The sequence below is a fragment of the Corynebacterium sp. NML120713 genome, assembly GCF_001875735.1.
GTDB lineage: Bacteria > Actinomycetota > Actinomycetes > Mycobacteriales > Mycobacteriaceae > Corynebacterium > Corynebacterium pseudogenitalium.
This window is the reverse complement of sequence record NZ_MLCR01000024.1, coordinates 14,174-32,411: the sequence shown is the minus strand read 5'-3', so window position 1 is coordinate 32,411 and position 18,238 is coordinate 14,174. Positions and strand designations below refer to the sequence as shown.

Annotated in this window: 16 protein-coding genes; 9 read left to right on the top strand and 7 right to left on the bottom strand. The window is 63.4% G+C overall.

Going from position 1 to position 18,238, the window contains the following annotated elements; all coding sequences use genetic code 11:
• Positions 1-2 precede the first annotated feature (2 nt).
• Entirely contained in the window at positions 3-1,052 is a 1,050-nt protein-coding gene (locus tag BJP06_RS10625) for a hypothetical protein (protein ID WP_071573818.1), read from the top strand.
• A gap of 66 nt (positions 1,053-1,118) precedes the next feature.
• Positions 1,119-2,231, top strand: a complete 1,113-nt coding sequence (locus BJP06_RS10620; RefSeq protein ID WP_083433286.1) for an MFS transporter — start codon at positions 1,119-1,121, stop codon at positions 2,229-2,231.
• Here the strand turns inward: BJP06_RS10620 and BJP06_RS10615 are convergent.
• Both BJP06_RS10615 and BJP06_RS10610 read right to left on the bottom strand, forming a co-directional pair.
• Positions 2,223-2,876, bottom strand: a complete 654-nt coding sequence (locus BJP06_RS10615) for an ABC transporter ATP-binding protein (RefSeq protein WP_071573816.1) — start codon at positions 2,874-2,876, stop codon at positions 2,223-2,225. The two genes, BJP06_RS10620 and BJP06_RS10615, sit on opposite strands and share 9 nt — an antisense overlap.
• The gene (locus BJP06_RS10610) at positions 2,877-3,848 is read right to left on the bottom strand and encodes an ABC transporter permease (protein WP_070363407.1); all 972 of its coding nucleotides are present in this window, start codon (positions 3,846-3,848) and stop codon (positions 2,877-2,879) included.
• A 120-nt stretch (positions 3,849-3,968) separates the two neighbouring features.
• On the opposite strand from BJP06_RS10610, the gene BJP06_RS10605 reads away from it, so the two are divergent.
• From BJP06_RS10605 to BJP06_RS10595, 3 genes are all read left to right on the top strand, one after another.
• On the top strand, positions 3,969-5,087 hold the full coding sequence (locus BJP06_RS10605) for a sensor histidine kinase (RefSeq protein ID WP_255365848.1): 1,119 nt from the start codon (positions 3,969-3,971) through the stop codon (positions 5,085-5,087).
• Positions 5,080-5,691, top strand: a complete 612-nt coding sequence (locus BJP06_RS10600; protein ID WP_070478570.1) for a response regulator transcription factor — start codon at positions 5,080-5,082, stop codon at positions 5,689-5,691. The genes BJP06_RS10605 and BJP06_RS10600 overlap by 8 nt, the downstream gene beginning before the upstream one ends.
• 197 nt (positions 5,692-5,888) lie before the next feature.
• On the top strand, positions 5,889-6,290 hold the full coding sequence (locus tag BJP06_RS10595; RefSeq protein WP_071573814.1) for a hypothetical protein: 402 nt from the start codon (positions 5,889-5,891) through the stop codon (positions 6,288-6,290).
• A 365-nt stretch (positions 6,291-6,655) separates the two neighbouring features.
• On the opposite strand, the gene BJP06_RS10590 is transcribed toward BJP06_RS10595, so the two are convergent.
• Positions 6,656-7,849 carry a multidrug effflux MFS transporter gene (locus BJP06_RS10590; protein ID WP_071573836.1) on the bottom strand — a complete coding sequence of 398 codons (1,194 nt, stop codon included), beginning with the start codon at positions 7,847-7,849 and terminating at the stop codon, positions 6,656-6,658.
• 17 nt (positions 7,850-7,866) lie between these two features.
• Here BJP06_RS10590 and BJP06_RS10585 point away from each other — a divergent pair, with 17 nt between their 5' ends.
• The 4 genes from BJP06_RS10585 (at position 7,867) to BJP06_RS10570 (ending at position 11,343) form a co-directional block, all read left to right on the top strand.
• Positions 7,867-8,268, top strand: a complete 402-nt coding sequence (locus BJP06_RS10585; RefSeq protein ID WP_071573813.1) for a hypothetical protein — start codon at positions 7,867-7,869, stop codon at positions 8,266-8,268.
• A gap of 250 nt (positions 8,269-8,518) precedes the next feature.
• Positions 8,519-9,193 carry a hypothetical protein gene (locus tag BJP06_RS10580; protein WP_255365847.1) on the top strand — a complete coding sequence of 225 codons (675 nt, stop codon included), beginning with the start codon at positions 8,519-8,521 and terminating at the stop codon, positions 9,191-9,193.
• A complete protein-coding gene (locus BJP06_RS10575) occupies positions 9,190-10,119 on the top strand; it encodes a hypothetical protein (protein WP_071573812.1) in 930 nt (309 codons plus the stop codon). Before BJP06_RS10580 ends, BJP06_RS10575 begins: the two co-directional genes overlap by 4 nt.
• Before the next feature lie 27 nt (positions 10,120-10,146).
• Positions 10,147-11,343, top strand: a complete 1,197-nt coding sequence (locus BJP06_RS10570; RefSeq protein WP_071573811.1) for a hypothetical protein — start codon at positions 10,147-10,149, stop codon at positions 11,341-11,343.
• 403 nt (positions 11,344-11,746) lie between these two features.
• Here the strand turns inward: BJP06_RS10570 and BJP06_RS10565 are convergent, their stop codons facing one another.
• From BJP06_RS10565 to leuS, 4 genes are read right to left on the bottom strand one after another with little or no spacing between them, the layout of a single operon-like run.
• Positions 11,747-12,067, bottom strand: a complete 321-nt coding sequence (locus tag BJP06_RS10565; RefSeq protein WP_071573810.1) for a DUF202 domain-containing protein — start codon at positions 12,065-12,067, stop codon at positions 11,747-11,749.
• On the bottom strand, positions 12,064-12,786 hold the full coding sequence (locus BJP06_RS12480) for a VanZ family protein (protein ID WP_369822288.1): 723 nt from the start codon (positions 12,784-12,786) through the stop codon (positions 12,064-12,066). Before BJP06_RS12480 ends, BJP06_RS10565 begins: the two co-directional genes overlap by 4 nt.
• 22 nt (positions 12,787-12,808) lie before the next feature.
• Positions 12,809-13,915: a hypothetical protein gene (locus BJP06_RS10550; protein WP_143110625.1), complete on the bottom strand. Its 1,107-nt coding sequence runs from the start codon at positions 13,913-13,915 to the stop codon at positions 12,809-12,811.
• 54 nt (positions 13,916-13,969) lie between these two features.
• Positions 13,970-16,795 carry a leucine--tRNA ligase gene (gene leuS, locus BJP06_RS10545; protein ID WP_071573808.1) on the bottom strand — a complete coding sequence of 942 codons (2,826 nt, stop codon included), beginning with the start codon at positions 16,793-16,795 and terminating at the stop codon, positions 13,970-13,972.
• Between the last annotated feature and the right edge of the window lie 1,443 nt (positions 16,796-18,238).

Genomic DNA, 18,238 nt, shown 5'->3' with positions numbered 1-18,238 from the left:
CCATGGAGTCTCGGAGATTTTTCACTGGCGTTGTAGCCCTCGGGCTCAGCGCCAGTTTGCTATCTCCAGTTGCGGACGCCGCCGTCATCGGCCCCCAAGATCCCGCAACGAAACTCTGCGCGTTCTACCTCTCCCCCGCCGAATACGCCCGCCTCATGAACGCAGCGCGCCTCCACTTCTCCGCGCCCGAAAAAGAGTACGCGCTGGACTATCAAACATTCCGGCAAGCGTTTCCGGAGCTGGGGAAGGTCGAAGAGGACGTCTATAAGCGGATTAGGGAAGAGGAAGGGCGAGAGTTTCTCGCTCCCAGCAACTTCGCGCGGCCCGACTCGCTGCAGCACACGTACGCGGTTGAGGCCTTCACTGAGGCGGGGCTGCCCGCGAGCGTCGCCGAGTGGTACCTATTCAAGTACAGTCCGCAACGCACCACACCGCAGGCGTCGGCGGATGACGTGCTGACCTACCACTACTACGAACTGATGGGGCAATACCAGGTGCTCGGGCCAGGGCAACGCGCCCTGTTCCGGCCGGTCACCCAAGCCACTGAAACCCCAGACATCGCGCGCGAGCTCCAAACCCGCTTCCCCGGGCTCAGCGACGCCGCCGCAACCGCCTGGGCGCAGCAATACGCAGACACGTTCTTCTACACCAACCTGCGGCGCGTCAAGGAATACGTCACTCTGCGGGAGCGGGCTGAGCAGCTCTGTGCCGCCGGCGGCGACGCCACCCTGGCGCTACCGATCCCGCCGAACGCGGTGAATACGGTGGTGCCGCCGATCCCGACGCTGACTACCAGCACGGCACCAAAGCCCACGCCCACGACACCGGCCACGCCAACCACCCAAGCACCCGAGCCGACCGCAACGGCCACAACGAGGCCCGTGGCAAAGCCGACTACGGAACCGACCCCAACCACGACTACGCCCGAGACCGTGGAAGAGAAGGAGCTCACGCCGCTCGCAATCGCGGGAATCGTGCTTGGGGTACTCGGCGCGGTGCTAGCGGGAGGCACCGTGATCATGCAGGCGCTGAACCTGGGGGCGTTCGCCTAACACGCGCGGTGTAGGTTGTCACGTGTGAGTAAACAGTCGTCGCTCCCTATGCTGCCGTTGTCCGCGATGAGCTTCGCGGCGTTCGTCTACGTCACCTACGAGATGTTCGCGGTGGGTCTGATTCGGCCCATGGCACAGGACCTCGGCGTGACGGAAGGCCAGATCGGCCTCCTCATGAGCGTGTACGCCGGCCTCGTCGCCGTGGTGACCATCCCGCTGATGCACTTCACCCGCAACTGGGACCGCAGGCCAGTCTTCCTGGCCACGCTCGGCTTCCTGGCCGGGGGCGTGATCTTGCAGGGCATCGCGAACAGTTACGCGGTGCTGGTGGCGGCGAGGGTGACCGCGGCGTTTACGCACGGGCTGTTCTGGTCGCTCATCAACCCGATGGCCGCACGCCTTGCGCCGAAGGGGATGACGGGCAAGGCCGTGGCGACGGTGTCGTTCGGGTCGACGATGTCGGCGGTGATCGGTACGCCGTTGACCACCATGCTCGGCGGGATGATCGGGTGGCGCGGCGCTACCTGGGCGTTGGGCGTCGCGGTGATTTTCTCGGTGGTGGCGTTAGTGGCGTCGCTACCCTCGATGCCGGCGAAGCACCCGGAGCCGGCAGCGGGGGCGAAGCGGACAAAGTCGGCGATACCGTCGCTGGTCCTCTTCCTGACGTTCAACGTCACCGCCGTGTTCACCACCTTTACCTACCTGGCGCTGCTCATGACGACGACAGCCGGGCCGAAGCTGGTCCCGTTCGGGCTATCCCTCTTCGGCATCTGCGGGGTGATTGGCGTGCTGACGGCGGGCAACACGGTGGACCGGCGCATGATCCGGGTCAACGGGTTCGTCGCCGTGCTGCTGGTCGGGTCGGCGGCGTTGGGGCTGCTCGCGCTGGAGACGAAATCGGTACTGCTCATCATCGCGATGATTATCGTGTTCGGTCTGGCGAATGGGGCGCTGCCGCCGTCGGCAACCACCATCTTCCTGCACGCCGGGAAGCGCAACGAAGACCTGGCAAGCTCCATCTACGTGGTTACCTACCAGGTCGGGATCGCGGCCGGGTCCGCGCTCGGCGCCGCAGTGGTGGACGCCGGCTTCCTGCCTGGCACGCTCTGCATGACGGCCGGGCTGGCGGCCTGCGCGTTCATCACCTTGGCGCTTGGGTCGCGGCCGCGGCTACGCTGAAACGCGCTCGCGCGACACGTGGCCGTCGCGGACGCGGACAACCTCGTCGCGCTCGGAAATGAGGCTGGCGTTGTGGGTGACGAACCCGCAGGCGATATCGTGCTCCTCCACCAGGGTGCGCAGCAGCGCCACGATCTCGTGGGAGCGCTCGGAGTCGAGCGCCGCGGTCGGCTCGTCCGCCAGGATCAGCTTCGGCTCCCCCATCAGCGCGCGGGCGATGCCGACGCGCTGGCGCTGCCCGCCGGAGAGCTGCTGCATGCTGCGGTCCCCAAGCCCGTCGAGGCCGACTTCCGCGAGCAGCTCGTTCGCGCGGTCCACGCGGGGCTTCACACCACGAATATGGTCGGTGACCAGCAGCTGATCCCGGACATTCAGCGCCCCGATCAGGTTGGCCTGCTGGAAAATCATCCCGATCTTCTGCAGTCGGACTTCGTCGGAGACCGGGGTGGCGTCGACAAGAACGGTGCCGCTGTCCGGGGTGAGCAGGCCCGCCGCCGCGGAAAGCAGGGTGGACTTGCCGGAGCCGGACTCACCAATGATGAAGGTGAGGTGGCCGGGGTTGGCGTCGAAACTGACGTTATCCAGCGCCGTGAGTGTGTCCTCGCCGTCTTGGTACGTGACGGTGACGTTTTCCATGTGCAACATTTACGCAATACCTCCCAGTGCGAGCTGCGGCTCAACTTTTGTAATTTGGCGCGTCGCGATGAACGCGCCGACCATCCCAATCGCCCAAATCGCGAGCGGCGGCCCCGCGACCGTGAGCACCGTCAGCGAGAACGGCGCAACCTTCGACGCCGCCAGCCCAATGCCCAGCGCAATCAGGGCGCCAACCGCCGCGCCGATGCCCAGCAGCACCGCCGCCTGACCCAGCGCATCCTTGCGCAAGTAGCTATTCGACGCCCCAATCGCCTTCAAAATGGCCAGGTCACGGGTGCGCTGCATGGTCCACACCGTCAAGAAGGCCACAATGACCAGCGCCGCGATGGCGTACAGGAAGCCCAGGATCATGTTGAAGGACGCCTGCTCCGACTTGTACGCAGCCAGGCCGTTGAAGGAGTCCTTCATACTCATGCCACGGTCATCGCTAGCGAGCAGCACCGTGCCGTCCGCGTCGGTGTGCATAGCGGCCTTCCAGTCCTCCGTATTCACCCACAGAACCGCGGTGTGGGAGAAGTACAAGTCATCCGTGACGGCGTCGACGGTGATCGGGGTGCCGCCGACGGAGAGCTCGTCGCCAGGAGCGACGTTCAGCGAACGCGACGCGACCGCGCCGTCGCCGAGCACCTCGCCGCCGGGCAGCTCCGTGCCCTTCGGCAGACCCAGGATGGAGATGGACTCCTCCTTGCCGTTCTCGCGCAGCAGCAAGGTTTGGCCGGTGCCCAGCGGGACCGTGCCCTCCTCCGCCGTCACGCGCGACGTCATATAGGAAGGCTCATCCATGTCCTGGAAGACGACCGACTTTGCATCCAGTGCCTCCAGGGCCTCCGTGTTCTGCTTGCCCAAACCGTTGGTCAACCCGGTCAGCATCACCACGAGCAACGTGATCAACCCGACCGTGCCGACAATGAGGCCGAACCGCCCCTTGGCTTTCACAATTTCTCTCAATCCGACGAACATGCCCACATTGTGCGTGTGAGCAGGCATAATCCACATCGGGAGCGGGGTTGAACCTCGAATCAACCGTCCGGTTGATCCGCCCTCCATCGGATGTCGGGTGCACCGTCTAAGGTGAGCAACGTGAACACCACCAACCGGATCCTCACCTTCCTGCGCGTCAGCCTGCACGTGCTGGTCGCCGTGCTGCTGTTCGTCGGCATCGCCTCCAGCGGGTGGAACCCGCTGGCCATCTGCATGGCGGTCCCCTTCGCGTTGCTCTACCTGGCCGGGACCGTGGCCTACAACGAAGGCAAGCGCTTCCCCCGCGCTGCTATGTACACCTGGCTCGCCGCCGTCCTCGCGCTGTGGGTGGTTATGGCGCTGCACGCCGCGGAGTTCGTCTGGCTGGAGTTCCCGCTGGTCATCCTGGTCTCCGTGGTGCTGCCCACCTGGTCCGGTATCGCGGTGGCGGCGCTGCTGCTGGCCTTCACGCTGTCGGTCACAGCGCCCGGCGCGGGAATCGGCGGAGTGGTCGGTCCGCTGCTGGGCACCGTGCTGGCGCTACTGATCTACCACTCCTACCGGGCACTCCGCGCCGAAGCCGACCACTACAAGCACCTCGCCTACGAACTCCAGGCCACCCACATGGAGCTCGCAGCCGCCGAGCACGCCTCCGGCGTCCTCGAGGAACGCGCCCGCCTCTCCCGCGAAGTCCACGACACCATCGCGCAAGGCCTCAGCTCCATCGTGCTGCTCGGCCGCACGCTGGACAAACAAATCACCGAGCCCGGCGCGAAACAGATCCTGGACACCATCCGCGCCACCGCCTCCGACAACCTCGCCGAAGCACGCCGCTTCGTCGCCGTCAACGCCGGGCCCGCCGAACCCCTGCCACGCAGGCTGGAGGAGCTCGCGCGGGGAGCGGAGGGGCGTCAACAAGCACTCGGGCAACGGCTCACGGTGGACCTCAACGTCGAGGACGTGCCCGAGCCCGCCGCCGGCGTCATCGAGCGAGTCGTGCGCGAGGGGCTCTCCAACATCGTGCGCCACGCCGGCGCCACCCGCGCCGTGGTCACGGTGGAACAGCTTGGGGACGTCGCCACCGTCGACGTCTTCGACAACGGTCGCGGCATCACCGGCCCCGAAGGCTACGGCCTGCGCGGTCTGCGGGCGCGCGTCGCGGAAGTCGGCGGCACCCTCAGCGTCGAAGGTAACGTACTAGCAGCAAGCATCCCCCTGGGAAAGGACACCCATGAGTGAGATCAACGTCATGCTTCTCGACGACCACCCCGTCGTCCGCGCCGGCCTCCGCGCAGTACTCGACTCCTTCGGCGACATCACCGTTGTTGGCGAGGGCGCGGACGGGCGCGCCATCGAGCGGATGCCCGACAACGTCGACGTTGTGGTCACCGACATCCAGATGCCGAACGTGGACGGCATCGAAGTCACCCGGCGCCTCGGCGAAGCAGGCGGCCCGCCCGTGCTCATCCTGACCACCTACGACACCGAAGCCGACGTCGTCGCCGCCGTCGAAGCCGGCGCCCTCGGCTACCTGCTCAAAGACGCCCCCGAGGACGAACTCCACGACGCCATCATCGCCGCCTCCCAGCGCAAACGCGTCCTCTCCCAGGAAGTCGCCGGAGTCCTCGCCGAGCGCCTCATGCGCCCCGACGAAGCCCTAAGCGCCCGCGAAATCGAAATCCTGCGCGCCCTGCAGACCGGCGCCTCCAACCGCGCCATCGCCGACCGGCTCTTCATCTCGCAGGCCACGGTGAAAACCCACCTGATCCACATCTATAACAAGCTCGGCGTGGACAACCGGACCGCCGCCGTGGACCGGGCGAGGGAGCGCAAGATTATTTAGGGGCTTTGGTGGGGAGCTAAATTGCTCGACAGTGCTTGAGCTTGAATCCTTTTCCTCGTGGAGGCTTTTTCTGCGCTGGGAAGACTTCCGATGCTGGCTTCGGTGCATAAGCACTAGCACTCGGCGCAACCGAAATTGCTGCCCCCGTGAAAGCTAAACTTACTATCCCAACTACTCATGAACGGAGCGGCTTTCGAATGACCAGTCTTTCTTCCTTGTCAAATGGTGAGCTGCAAGGCTTTTACGAAGAGCTTTACGTGTATTGCTCTGAAAAGGATTCTTACCACATTGCAGAGCGTTTCCAGAAGGAACTCAAACTTTCCTTCTCCGAAATTGACGCTCTTCCTGATTTCACAGTTAGTGAATGCGATGAAGACGAGTATGAACTTGCTAAAGAATTAGAACCTGGTAGCAATCAGGAAAGCCTTCGTCCGTACATGATTACCCAGCACTTCTTCTTGGAAGTCTTAAACCTAAGTGACCAGGTGATTGACCCTATTAGTGATGCTGTTTTCGCAGCCGTTCAACGAGCGACAGAAGATGTCCCATACTTCAGTTTCATGGGCTTTCTCAAGGACAATCGCTCTGAGGATAAGTAGAACCGGATCGAAATCGATAGCTCTTTTTCTCTAAGTTCGAGCGTTGAGCTGGACGTGCACGCAAAAGACCAGGTCGCTGATTGTTAATGTGGGTATTTGGCGCTAACCGCGGCAGAACGTGCACCAAATTCCCGATTTTCCGGAAAGGTGCCTGGCTATTTCCCCAGGTCGCGATCTCTGCGCAAAGGAATTTGGTGTCACCCTCGCCGACCCGAGTGACAAAAGACGCAACCCACTTTTCACGACCTGGGCTTTTACCGGGTTCAGCCGACAGGATTGCGTCCATTGTCACTCGCTCCCCACTCCATGCACCAAATTCCAGCATTTGAAAAGCGGCCCCAGGATACCTGCACGCCACAGAAGTGCTAGATGTTTTTAGGCCTGGAATGTGGTGCAGCGCTACCCAAAAGCACTCCCAAAAGGGCCAGGCCGGCGCAGGTGAGGATGCCATTGGCCATCGATGCGGTCGGGTTGGACCCGAGCGCCACCAGGGGAGGGACCAGGCCGCCGATGATGAATTGGAAGAAGCCCATCGCGCCGGTGCCGGCGCCGATCCCGATGTCCCGGATCTCCTCCACGGCGAGCGCCGAGGCGTTGGCCATGATGAACCCGGCCATGGCGGACAGCGTGGCGATGAAGGGGAGCATCGTGAGGTTGGGACCGAGCTGGCTGTAAGCGAGCAGGATCAGCCCGGCGAGGATGTCAACAGATAACGCCACAACGAGCAGGGTGCGTGGCTGGTGGGTCTTAACCAGGCGCATGTTGATGGAGTTCGACAGCGGGATGAGCAGGGCGATGCCGCCGAAGATGAGGGAGAAGGTGGTAGGTGTAACGCCGAGTTGGACCTGTAGGACCAGCGGGGATGCCGAGATGTAGGAGAACAGGGTGCCGAAGCCGAGCCCGGCGGCGAACATGTAGCCGAGGAAGGCGGGGCGACGCAGGCATTGGCCCATGCGGGGGAAGATGGTGCGGAGGGTGCCGCGGGTGCGCTTGGCGGGCGGGAGGGTTTCGGGGACGAAGCGCCAGGCGATGAGGATTTGGGCGAGGTTGACGGCGGCGATGGTCCAGAAGACGCCTCGCCAGGTGAAGGTGGGGATGATCAGGCCGCCGAGTACGGGGGCGATTGCGGGCATGAAGCCGGAGATCGCCATGAGGCCTGACAGGCCGCGGGCGGCCTCGCGGCCGCGGGCGATGTCGGGGATGACGGCTCGCGTAACGACGACGGCGCAGCCCCCTGCCAGGCCTTGGAGGAATCGGGCGGCGATCAGGAAGGAGATCGTGGGGGCGACGGCGCACGCCACCGACGCCGCGAGCGCCACCGCGGAGGCGACCAGGATGGCGGGTTTGCGGCCCGTCCCGTCAGAGATAGCGCCGAAGACTAGGTTGCCGAGTGCCATCCCGAGCATGAACCCTGAGATGGTCAGTTGGGCGGAGGAGGGGGACGTCGATAATTGGGTGGCGAGCTCGGGCATGCCGGGCAAGTACATGTCGATGCCGAGCGGGCCCGCCGCGGTGAGCAGGGCGAGCGCGAACAGGAGGCCACCGGAAAGTTTCTGCACGCCGGTAGGATAGTCGCATGCGTGCAACTGTAGAAATCTGTTCGATCGACGATGTGCCGGAGTCGCTGCAGGCGCTCACAGACCGCGAGCCCTCAGCGTGGGTGGCGCTGCGCGCGGTGGACACCACGCCGGGCGGGAAGCTGCGCGTCCACGCGGGGCGCCTGGCCGGGCAGGAGGTGCCGGGGCCCAAGGGAAGGCTTGCCGCGGAGCTGCGGGTGGCGCCCGGCGCGCAGGTCACCGTGTGGGTCAACGACGAGTACGAGCACCACGTGCTGGCCCAGTCGGAGGGGCTGCGCCTGGAGGGTGTGGCGCTGAAGCCGGGCCAGGTCGGGCGGATTGCGGCTGGGCACCTGGCCGTCACGGTGCGCAATACGGGGGAGGAAACCGGCCGAGCGCTGCTGTTTGGCCGCGTTACGTAGTTGGCCAAACGGGCCCGGCGGGCTTAGCGTAGGTGCATGCAATTGCCTAAGTATGGCCCCGCGTGGGCCGGGTCCCTGATGGGGACGTCGATCGCCTCTACACTGTCCGGGTTGCACGGGTTCCGCCTCGGACAGGTTGCGTTTGCACTGGTGGCGGCGGTGTTGCTGGCGGTGTTCACGGTGGGCATCCGTAACGAGCCGCCGCGGCACCAGAACATGGCGGCGTGGGGCATGTACACGATGGGGGCTTTTGGCGTGCGGCTCGGCGTGGACGGCGCTGACCGGCAACGACATCTTCCAGCTGATCAGTTGGTGGATCGGCGCGCCGCTGTCGATCGCGGTGTGCCTGTGGCAGCTGTGGGGCTTCTGGAAGGTCTCGGAGCACTACACCACCCCGGCGTTCCCGTGGGGGCTGGCGCCGGTCACGCCGATGGTCGCCGCGACATCGGGCGGGCAGCTCGCCGCAGAGCACGGCATGTTCTACCACCACGCGGGCATCGTGTGCTTCTTCTTCACGTTCATCCCGGCGATCCCACTGTTCGCCTACTGCTACTGGTCGCTGTGGCGGCGCCGCGAACGCCCGCGCGGCGCGGCGGCAGGCACGGCCTGGATTCCACTCGGGGTTGTCGGCCAGTCGACGGCCGCCTCCACCTTCCTTTTCGACGCCCACCTCTACGGCATCATCATGTTCACCATCGGCGTACCGTGCGTGCTCTTCGGCATGTACTGCTTCTACCAGGCGGTCTTCACCTGGGCGCCGTACGGCCCCGGCTGGTGGGACTCCACATTCCCGGTCGGCACCCTGTGCCTGGGCTCCTGGACCGAGGGCTGGCATGCCCTCTCCTTCGGGCTGCTGCTCCTGCTGCTGTTCCACTGGTGCGCGTGCGCACTCCGATTCGGCACCTGGCAGCGTGAGCGCGTGTGAAAACCAGGACCAGCTATAGCCTGCCGCCAGCGGGCCCGGCGTGGGGCGGCAGCCTCATGGGGACCTCGCTGGTGGCAACGCTGCTGGTCATCAGCGGCCTCGACCCCGTGGCGTGGGTCGTCGCCTGCATCGGGGTCGCCATCTTGGTGGCGCTCGTGGTCGGGTTCATCATCTACCGCACGCCACGCTTCCGCCAGGACACAATGGCGCCGTGGGCCATGACCTTCATCGGGATCATGTCGCTCGGCACCGCCTGGACCAACCTCACCGACAACCTGGCATTCATCCTCGTCGGCTTCTGGATCGGGGCGCCCGCCTGCCTCGCCGTCTACGCCAACCAACTCCGCGGCTTCCACGGGCCACCGAACTTCGCCTGGGGGCTCGCGCTCGTCGGCCCCATCATGGCATCCAACACAGCCGCCACCACCCACGTCAAAGGCGGCGGCGACATCTACTGGATACTCGGCGTGTGCTGCATGGTGGCGTCGATAAGTGCGGCGTACCCGCTGTTTGCCAGGGTGTATGTGGCGGCGTGGCGTCGAAAAGTAGACTTGAGCGGGCCGAACGCCGCGACCGCCTGGATCCCCCTCGGTGTGGTCGGGCAGACCGTCTCCGCCGTCGACCTCCTCTTCGGCAAAGACGCCGAACTCATCGTCGGCACCGTGCTCCTCATCATTGCGATCCCCATGATCGCCTTCGCCATGTGGCACTTCTACCCCGCCGTCGCACACTGGGTCCGCTACTCCCCCGCCTGGTGGGCCTCCACCTTCCCCACCGGCACCATCAGCGTCGGCAGCCACCACCTCGCCGAAGTCTGGAACCTCGAATGGCTCACCATCATCGCCGCAGCACTGCCCGCCCTCCTCGTCCTCCACTGGCTCCTCTGCATCACCCGCTGCACATTCTGGGTAGTTCTCGAGCGCTAAAAGCTACAAAACTATAGAGTGAACCACATGAACATCTCACTATTAATCACCGTAGAAAACTCCCGACCCGAGATTTCACGATGCATTAATGTTGACCACTCGATGTACCTGGGGGAACTCGCACTCGTTATCGACGCCACCCTCGGCTTCTCGAGCGCAGCAACACACATGTTTTCGGGGACCATCAACGGCGAACAACGCGTCTACACCGCCCAACCAGCCGCCGGCGAATACGACGAAAACGACCTCACCGTCCAAGACATGCCCGAAACCATGAGCTACATCTACGACGCCGGCGCCAACTGGAACATCAACGTCCAAGTACTCGGGCCATCCACCATCGCCGGCCCGACCCCCGTCCTGATCTCGGCGCTCGGTCCCGACGTCATCGAGCACCTCAAAGGCCCCGCCATGATGACCGAGCTCTATGACGAAGCCGTCCGCCTCGCAGCCGGCCAACCCGCCGACATGCACATCACGCCAACCCTGTTCTCCGCGATGCCCGTGATGTCGCCGGGCCACATGGTCGACAGGCTCACCAAAGCGGACCCCGTCAGCATCTCGAACCGCATCTACTACAGCGTCGAAACTATGGTCAGTCGCCAAATGATGGACCCCAACGCCGCAACCGAAGAAGACGAAGAAGTCCGCGAAGCGCTCCGCGAATACCTCGCCAACCGCGAAGACCTCAAAGACATCATGGCCATCGACCCCAACCCCGAAAGCAACCCCGCCGTCATGGCCGCCATCGGCGAATTCCTCGAAGACTACTACGGCCCCAACCCAACCTTCGAATCCCCCGTCTACACCGGCATCACCGAAAACCTCTACGACCTCATGGACGGCATCCTCCTCGACGACCCCATCTGGCGGCAGCGCCTCCACAACTTCTTCGTCGAATCCGGCTTCATGCGCGCCGAACAAACCGGGCGCTACACCATCACCGACGAAGGCATCGAACTCCTCAGCGGCGGCGACAACCCCTTCGACTTCGCCGAAAACATCGCACGCGGCTTCTACGCGACCTTCGGCCGCGAAAACTGGAACCAGCTCATGTTCAACCTCATCTCCGACTCCCCCCACACCGCCGACTCAACCATCTACAAAGAAGGCACCACGCTGCTCGCGTCCTTCGGGTTCGGCGAGAAAGTCGACGGCGAGTTCAGCCTCAACGGCGACGGCTACGACATGCTGAAGTGCATCGCGATCGACTTTTCCTCCTAGCGCTCTTCCTCGAGCGCCCGACTTGAGGTAGTGCTCAGAAGTTTTGTCGGGATTTTGTGAACAGAATTGCGTCCGCTGTCAGGCCCATTTCCCAATGAGGCGACACGCGCACCAAATTCCTTGTTTTCACGCGCGGGTCGGCGTGTTTCCCCAGGTCGCGGATTGCCCGGGTAGGAAAAAGGAGCACAAGACTGGCGTCGAGTGGCAAAACACACACCCGCCTTTGACCTAGATATTCATAATGCCTGGTCAGAAATGGGCTAGGTTTTCCTAGCTGCGTGATTTGTCACTGCGTCGAATCTGACAGCACCAAATTCCTTGTTTTCCGCACGCGGGTCGGCGCGTTTCCCCAGGTCGCGCGCTGCTCGGGTAGGAAAAAGGTGCGCACCCCTAATGCGCACCTCTAATTCACCAGGACAAGCCACAGGCCCAGCCCGCCCAAGCCCACCAGGGCAGAGGCAGTGGCGAAGACGGAGACCGTGTTTGGCTGGGAGCGTTCCTGGGCGAGGTTGTGGGCTTCGGTGCGGTAGAGGCGTCGATATCTGGAGATGAGCACGGTCGCTAGGGTGAGGAGCAGACCGATGGCGCCGAAGACTGGCACGGGGTAGGCGTGGGACCAGCGCAGGAGCACCATCGAGCACACGAGCATGGCTAGGGCGGTGCGGGTCCAGCTCAGGGCGGTGCGCTCGGGCTGGAGGCCGGGGTCTGGGACGGGGATGGTCACGAGAGGAGCCCCACTAACACCACGATGGAGGCGACCAGGATGCCGACGCCGAGCAGCGGCGCGATCGCGGGGGCGGGCAGAGGGCGCCCGTGGCGCAGCGCTCGCTCGACGCGGACCCAGCGGATGGCGGCGCCGGCGGCGATGGCCATGCCGATCACGATGACGGTGGCGGCAGCGAAGGTTTGAGTCTCTGGGGTGATGCCGGTGACGTCAAAGGCGCCGAGGGCGATGCCGCCGGCGAGAAATGCGAGCGCGGTGCGGGTCCAGGCGAGGAATGTGCGCTCGTTAGCGAGGGTGAAGCGGGCGTCGGGTTCGTCGCCGTCCGGGAAGACGGTGCGGGTGAAGCTGGGCATGTGGACAAGTGTAGCGCCCAGGGCGCCGCCGGCGGTGTTGATGAGGAGGTCGTCGATATCTGAGTAGCCGGCGGCGAGCGCGTACTGGGCTACTTCGATGCTTAGGGACGCCACCATCGCCACGAGCGTGGCCTTCCAGACCTTGCCGAGCCGGAGGCGGGCCAGGTAGCCGACTGGGAGGAAGAGGACGATGTTGCCGATGAGGTTGAGCCACGGCCCCCACCAGACTCGGTAGTAGATGAAGGAGCCGAAGGGGATGAGGCGCAGGTGGCGGACCTCGTGCGAGGATGCTTCCCACACCCCGGGCAGGCCAACGTACGCCTTGCCGACGGTAAAAAAGAGCACGGCCGCGGCGGTCAGTGCCACGGCCGTGTAGTAGGTGCTGCGCTTAGGCAACGGCTACCTCGTGCGGGACGGGGCCGCCGGAGACCTGGCGGTAGGCGTATACCATCGCCAGGAGTGCTGGGGCGGCCAGCAGCGTGCCCAACACCAGCGAGACGAAAGCGGCCACGCCGGAGGCGGCGCCACTGCCGGAGACGGTGGCCATCAGGATCCCGCAGACGATCATCAGGCCGAGCAGACCACCGTAGTTGCGCTTCGCTGTGGTGAAGCCGGCCTTGAAGGCGTCGCCGAAAGTGCCGTTGTTGTCGGCTGCGTAGAACGACTGGAAGATGAAGAACGGCGAGATAAGCAACATGATCAGCACCGCGATGCCGATCCCAACGAATAGGGTCACGAACGCGGATGGGTCGATAGCGCTGAGATCACCGCTCGAGGCGGTCAGGAGCGCCTCCGGGTCCGCGCCGGCGAAACCAGCGACGAACCCGATCACCATGAGCAGGGCGAAGATCAGAGTCGTGATGATGCCGACGACCACCGACATACCCAGCGTCTTGCCGTAGGCAGCCGACTTGATGTCCTTCAGGACGAACTGCTTCGGGCCGACCAGGGTCTGCTGCAGCGCGGCGGCCAGGAACAGCGGCGTGACGAAGAATAGGGCCAGCATGCCCAGGGCGCTGACCGTGTCGCTCTGGAAGACGGCCCCGATGTTGTTCAGCAGCGCGTACACAAACGCGAGCACCAGCCAGGTGCCCGGGTTGGCGTAGGCGGTTTTGAAACCGTACTTCAGCGCAGCGCCGACGGACAGCTTCCCGGTGCCCAGCCCGTGCGCGACGCCGTTGACGGCCGGGTTGCTGATCGGGTGCGGGGTGACGCCGTCACCGTACTGGGCGGGCGTGATGCCGACGAAGCCGTCGTCGTTCGCCAGCATGGCTGCCGCGGGGCTGGTCGGCACGGCGAGCTGGGCGCCGTGGTAACGCAACGCACTCTCCCCGGACGCCTGGGCGGCCGAGTTGACGTCAAACGCACCGAAATCAGCCTGCTCCTCGTAAGACTGGCTAGAGGACTGGCCGTAAGGCGACGCGCCGTATTCCGGGTAGGACGGGATGCCGCCCGGGTTCTGCGGATCGTTATTAGGTGTATTTGGTTCAGTCATGGTGCCCAACAGTACACACAAACGCTCCGCAGCACCTACACGTTTCCTGAACGTTTACTTAACGACCAGGTTCACCATGCGTCCCGGCACCACAATCACCTTGACCACGTTCTTGCCGTCGGTCAGCTCCTTGACCCGCTCGTCGGCCAGGGCGAGGGACTCGGTGTCCTCCTTGGAGGCGTCCGTCGGGACGTTGATCCGGGCCTTCACCTTGCCGTTGATCTGGACGGGTAGTTCGATGGTGGCGTCGACAAGGAATGATTCCTCGAAGGTCGGGAACGGCTCGAACGTGATGGTGTCGGCGTGGCCGAGCTTCGCCCAGAGTTCCTCAGCGATGTGCGGGGCGAGCGGCGCGACCATCTGCACCAGCGGAGTGACCGCCGCGCGCGGGGCGCCCGACGGGTACGTCTTGGTCAGGTAGTTCGTGAATTCAATCAGCTTTGCGACGACCGTGTTGTCCCGCAGGTGCTCGTAGTCATCGCGGACGCCCGCGATGGTGCGGTGCAGCTGCTTGTTGTCGTCCTCGGTGAGCGCGGCGTCGGTGACGGTGACCTCGCCGGACTCCTCGTCCACAACCAGGCGCCACAGGCGCTGCAGGAACCGGTGCGCGCCAACGACGTCCTTCGTCGCCCACGGGCGCGACGTGTCCAGCGGGCCCATCGACATCTCGTAAACACGCAGGGTATCCGCACCGTAATCGCGGCAGATGTCATCCGGGGCGACGGCGTTCTTCAGGGACTTACCCATCTTGCCGTACTCGCGGTTGACCTCCTCGCCATTGCGGTAGAACTTGCCGTCCTTCTCCTCCACCTCGGCGGCCGGGACGTACACGCCACGCGAATCCGTATAGGCGTACGCCTGGATGTAGCCCTGGTTGAACAGGCGGCGGTACGGCTCCTTCGAAGAGACGAAGCCCAGGTCGTAGAGCACCTTGTGCCAGAAACGGGCGTAGAGCAGGTGCAGCACCGCGTGCTCCACACCGCCGACGTAGAGGTCCACGCCGCCCGGGTCATTCTCGCTGCGGGGGCCGGTCCAGTAGCGCTCGTTCTCGATGTCGCAGAACGCGTCCTGGTTCGTCGGGTCGATGTAGCGCAGCTGGTACCAGGAGGAACCCGCCCATTGCGGCATCACGTTCGTGTCGCGCCAGTACTTCTTCGTACCCTCACCCAGGTCGAGCTCGACCTCGACCCAGTCCGTGGCCTTCGCCAGCGGCGGCGCTGGCTCAGAATCCGCGTCCTCCGGGTCGAAGGACACCGGGTTGTAGTCCTCCACCTGCGGCAACTCGACCGGCAGCATGTCCTCCGGCAGGCCGTGCGCCTGGCCGTTCTCGTCGTACACGATCGGGAACGGCTCGCCCCAATAGCGCTGGCGGGCAAAGAGCCAGTCGCGAAGCTTGTACTGGATCTTCTCCTCACCAGCACCGTTCGCGGCCAGCCACTCGATCGCCTTCGCGATGCCCTCGTCCTTGCCCAGGCCGTTGAGGTCCAGGCCCTGCTCGTTCGCAGAGTTAATGTGCGGCGCGTCGCCGGTGAAGGCAGTTTCTGCGATGTCCCCGTCAAGCACGGGCACGATCGGCAGACCAAAGACGGTCGCGAACTCGTAGTCGCGCTCGTCGTGCGCCGGCACCGCCATGATCGCGCCCGTACCATAACCGGTCAGCACGTAATCCGCGATGAAGATCGGCACCTGCTCGCCGCTCACCGGGTTCGTCGCAAACGAACCCAGGAACACGCCAGTCTTCTCCTTATTCTCCTGGCGCTCCAAGTCACTCTTGGCAGCAATCGCCGCCCTATACTTCTCGACGGCCACCTTCGGCGACTCCGCCCCATTCGTCCAACGCTCATCCGTGTCGGCCGGGAAAGCATCGGCGGTGAGGGCGTCGACAAGCGGGTGCTCAGGCGCAAGCACCATATAGGTCGCGCCAAACAGTGTGTCCGGGCGCGTCGTGAAGACCTCGAGCGGGCCCGCCTCCGACGCGAACGCCACCTGCGCACCACGCGAACGACCAATCCAATTGCGCTGCATCGCCTTGACCTTCTCCGGCCAATCCAGCAAATCAAGGTCATCGAGCAGGCGATCCGAGTAGTCAGTAATACGCATCATCCACTGACGCAGACGCTTCCGGAACACCGGGAAATTCCCGCGCTCCGAACGGCCCTCCGCCGTGACCTCCTCATTCGCCAGCACCGTGCCCAGACCAGGGCACCAGTTCACCATCGAATCGGACAAGTACACCAAGCAGAACTCATCAATCGCCTTGTGCTTCTCCGCGTGCGTCAAATCGCGGAAGTTACGGCCGTCCTTCGTCGTGCGCGCACCCGTGAGCAGGTCACGGACCAGCTCCTCAATCGGACGAGCCTTCTGCAGGTCCTCATCAAACCAGGCGTTATAAATCTGCAGGAAAATCCACTGCGTCCACTTATAAAATTCCGGGTCGGTCGTCGCCACCGAACGACGCGGATCATGGCCCAGACCCAACTGGCCCAGCTGACGCTTCATATTCTGGATATTCGCCTCAGTCGTCGTACGCGGATGCGTACCCGTCTGAATCGCGTACTGCTCCGCCGGAAGACCAAACGCGTCATAGCCCAACGTGTGCAGCACGTTCTTGCCCAACATGCGGTTATAGCGGGCAAACACGTCCGTCGCGATGTAGCCAAGCGGGTGACCCACATGCAGCCCCGCCCCCGACGGATACGGGAACATGTCCTGCACATTCAGCTTGTCCTCGGGCAGCTCGCCACCCGTGGCGAGGTCGCCGACCGGGTTCGGCGCGTTAAACGTGCCGTTGTCCTTCCAGAACGTCTGCCACTTCTGCTCAATCTGATTTGCCAGGCCAGCGCCGTAACGGTGCGCTGGGGTTTCGCTCGCGTTAGTCATGGATACACAGTGTAGTGGGTGAGGTGTGGCGGGGTGGGATGTGGCTGGGTGGGTTTGTTGGCCGGGTGGGGTGTGGTGGGTTGGGTTTGTTGGCTGGGTGGGATGTGTCGGTGGGGTGGGATGTGGCTGGGTGGGATGTGCCGTCTAAACGTTGCTAGAGATTTTGTGAACAGAATTGCGTGCGGCTTGGCTCGTGGGCTGCTCCGGTCGACCTCTTAGCGTCGACCAATGCAGGTCAGCGCAAGATGGGGGAATTGGCGTCGAAAAGCCTCAAAATGTCGTGACCTGCGTTGGTCGACCGGAAGAGGTCGACGGGAACCTCGACGGGTTGCGGGCCCTGCGCTTTAGAGAGACGCTCTGCTGGCAGACCCTTCTGCCGCCATCGGGTTAGGAATAGCTTGCATTGAACGTCTCCAAGAGTACTGTGAATCTGCAGAAAGTGAGGACAAGGTCCCTCGCTATGAGTGGAGAAAGCTCTACAGGACAATTGGCGCCTGTAGGGCTTTCTCCTTTTACTCAGGACGCAACCTGTAAATTTGGCTTAGGGGGTCGCTAGATCCAAGCAGTCGGAAATGAAAAACGGCCCCAAACAAAAATGTTCGGGACCGGAATTTCCTTTAATTTGCAGGTGATTCCTGCTCAATGACCGCAATCATACCCATCCCTTTTCTACAGAGCAAACCAGCCAACGCTGACATAATGAAGGAAAACAAATGCAACCGTCTTCATATCAAAAGCTCATCACAAATATCCCTGCCCCACGGTTTCAAACCTATCTTGATGCAGCACACCAGGAACCAGAAAAAGCCCTCGCACTATATCAATGGAATATCGATGCAGCCGCCGCAGTGACAAGCACCCTAGCGCTAGTTGAAGTTGCGCTGCGGGATACGATTGATCAACAGCTACGAGCATGGAACATGCAAGTCGGCGGTACACCAGAATGGATTACCCAGCCACAGGTACCCTTATCACATATTGTCCGCCGCACTCCACCATCCAGCTGGACCAATAGCCCCCACAGGCGCCAAGGAGACCTTCATGGATCATGGTGGGAAGCAAAAGCAAAGGCTTCGATGAGAGATCCACTGAACGGGCATGCAGTCAAACCACACCCAACCCACGACGACCTCGTGGCCGCGCTAACTTTTGGGTCATGGAGGCACCTCATACCGAAACCAATTCGGCTCGGAGGTCGTGCGAACGCTCCACAATTCGACATCTGGGACCAGGCAATAGATCTTCGGACAAATATCTGCGCAACTGGTAAAGGATTCGACGCTTCAGCAGGTACCGCCTATTTCTGGTGCTCAACCCTCCTACATGCCAGAAATAGGGCCTCGCACCTCGAGCCGCTTCTGGATACCGGCACGCTGCAACACTGGCATCGAATTGCCAGCCGTACGGTTCACGCACTATGGCCTGGCGCTGAAGTTTGGATTA

What these genes read in the sequence shown, in the direction of transcription:
- BJP06_RS10620 (WP_083433286.1), top strand. Translation starts at nt 1,119, where the DNA reads ATGAGCTTCGCGGCGTTCGTCTACGTCACCTACGAGATGTTCGCGGTG.
- BJP06_RS10585 (WP_071573813.1), top strand. Translation starts at nt 7,867, where the DNA reads ATGCGTGCAACTGTAGAAATCTGTTCGATCGACGATGTGCCGGAGTCG.
- BJP06_RS10610 (WP_070363407.1), bottom strand. Translation starts at nt 3,848, where the DNA reads ATGTTCGTCGGATTGAGAGAAATTGTGAAAGCCAAGGGGCGGTTCGGC.
- BJP06_RS10600 (WP_070478570.1), top strand. Translation starts at nt 5,080, where the DNA reads ATGAGTGAGATCAACGTCATGCTTCTCGACGACCACCCCGTCGTCCGC.
- BJP06_RS10615 (WP_071573816.1), bottom strand. Translation starts at nt 2,876, where the DNA reads ATGTTGCACATGGAAAACGTCACCGTCACGTACCAAGACGGCGAGGAC.
- BJP06_RS10570 (WP_071573811.1), top strand. Translation starts at nt 10,147, where the DNA reads ATGAACATCTCACTATTAATCACCGTAGAAAACTCCCGACCCGAGATT.
- BJP06_RS10625 (WP_071573818.1), top strand. Translation starts at nt 3, where the DNA reads ATGGAGTCTCGGAGATTTTTCACTGGCGTTGTAGCCCTCGGGCTCAGC.
- BJP06_RS10595 (WP_071573814.1), top strand. Translation starts at nt 5,889, where the DNA reads ATGACCAGTCTTTCTTCCTTGTCAAATGGTGAGCTGCAAGGCTTTTAC.
- leuS (WP_071573808.1), bottom strand. Translation starts at nt 16,795, where the DNA reads ATGACTAACGCGAGCGAAACCCCAGCGCACCGTTACGGCGCTGGCCTG.
- BJP06_RS10550 (WP_143110625.1), bottom strand. Translation starts at nt 13,915, where the DNA reads ATGACTGAACCAAATACACCTAATAACGATCCGCAGAACCCGGGCGGC.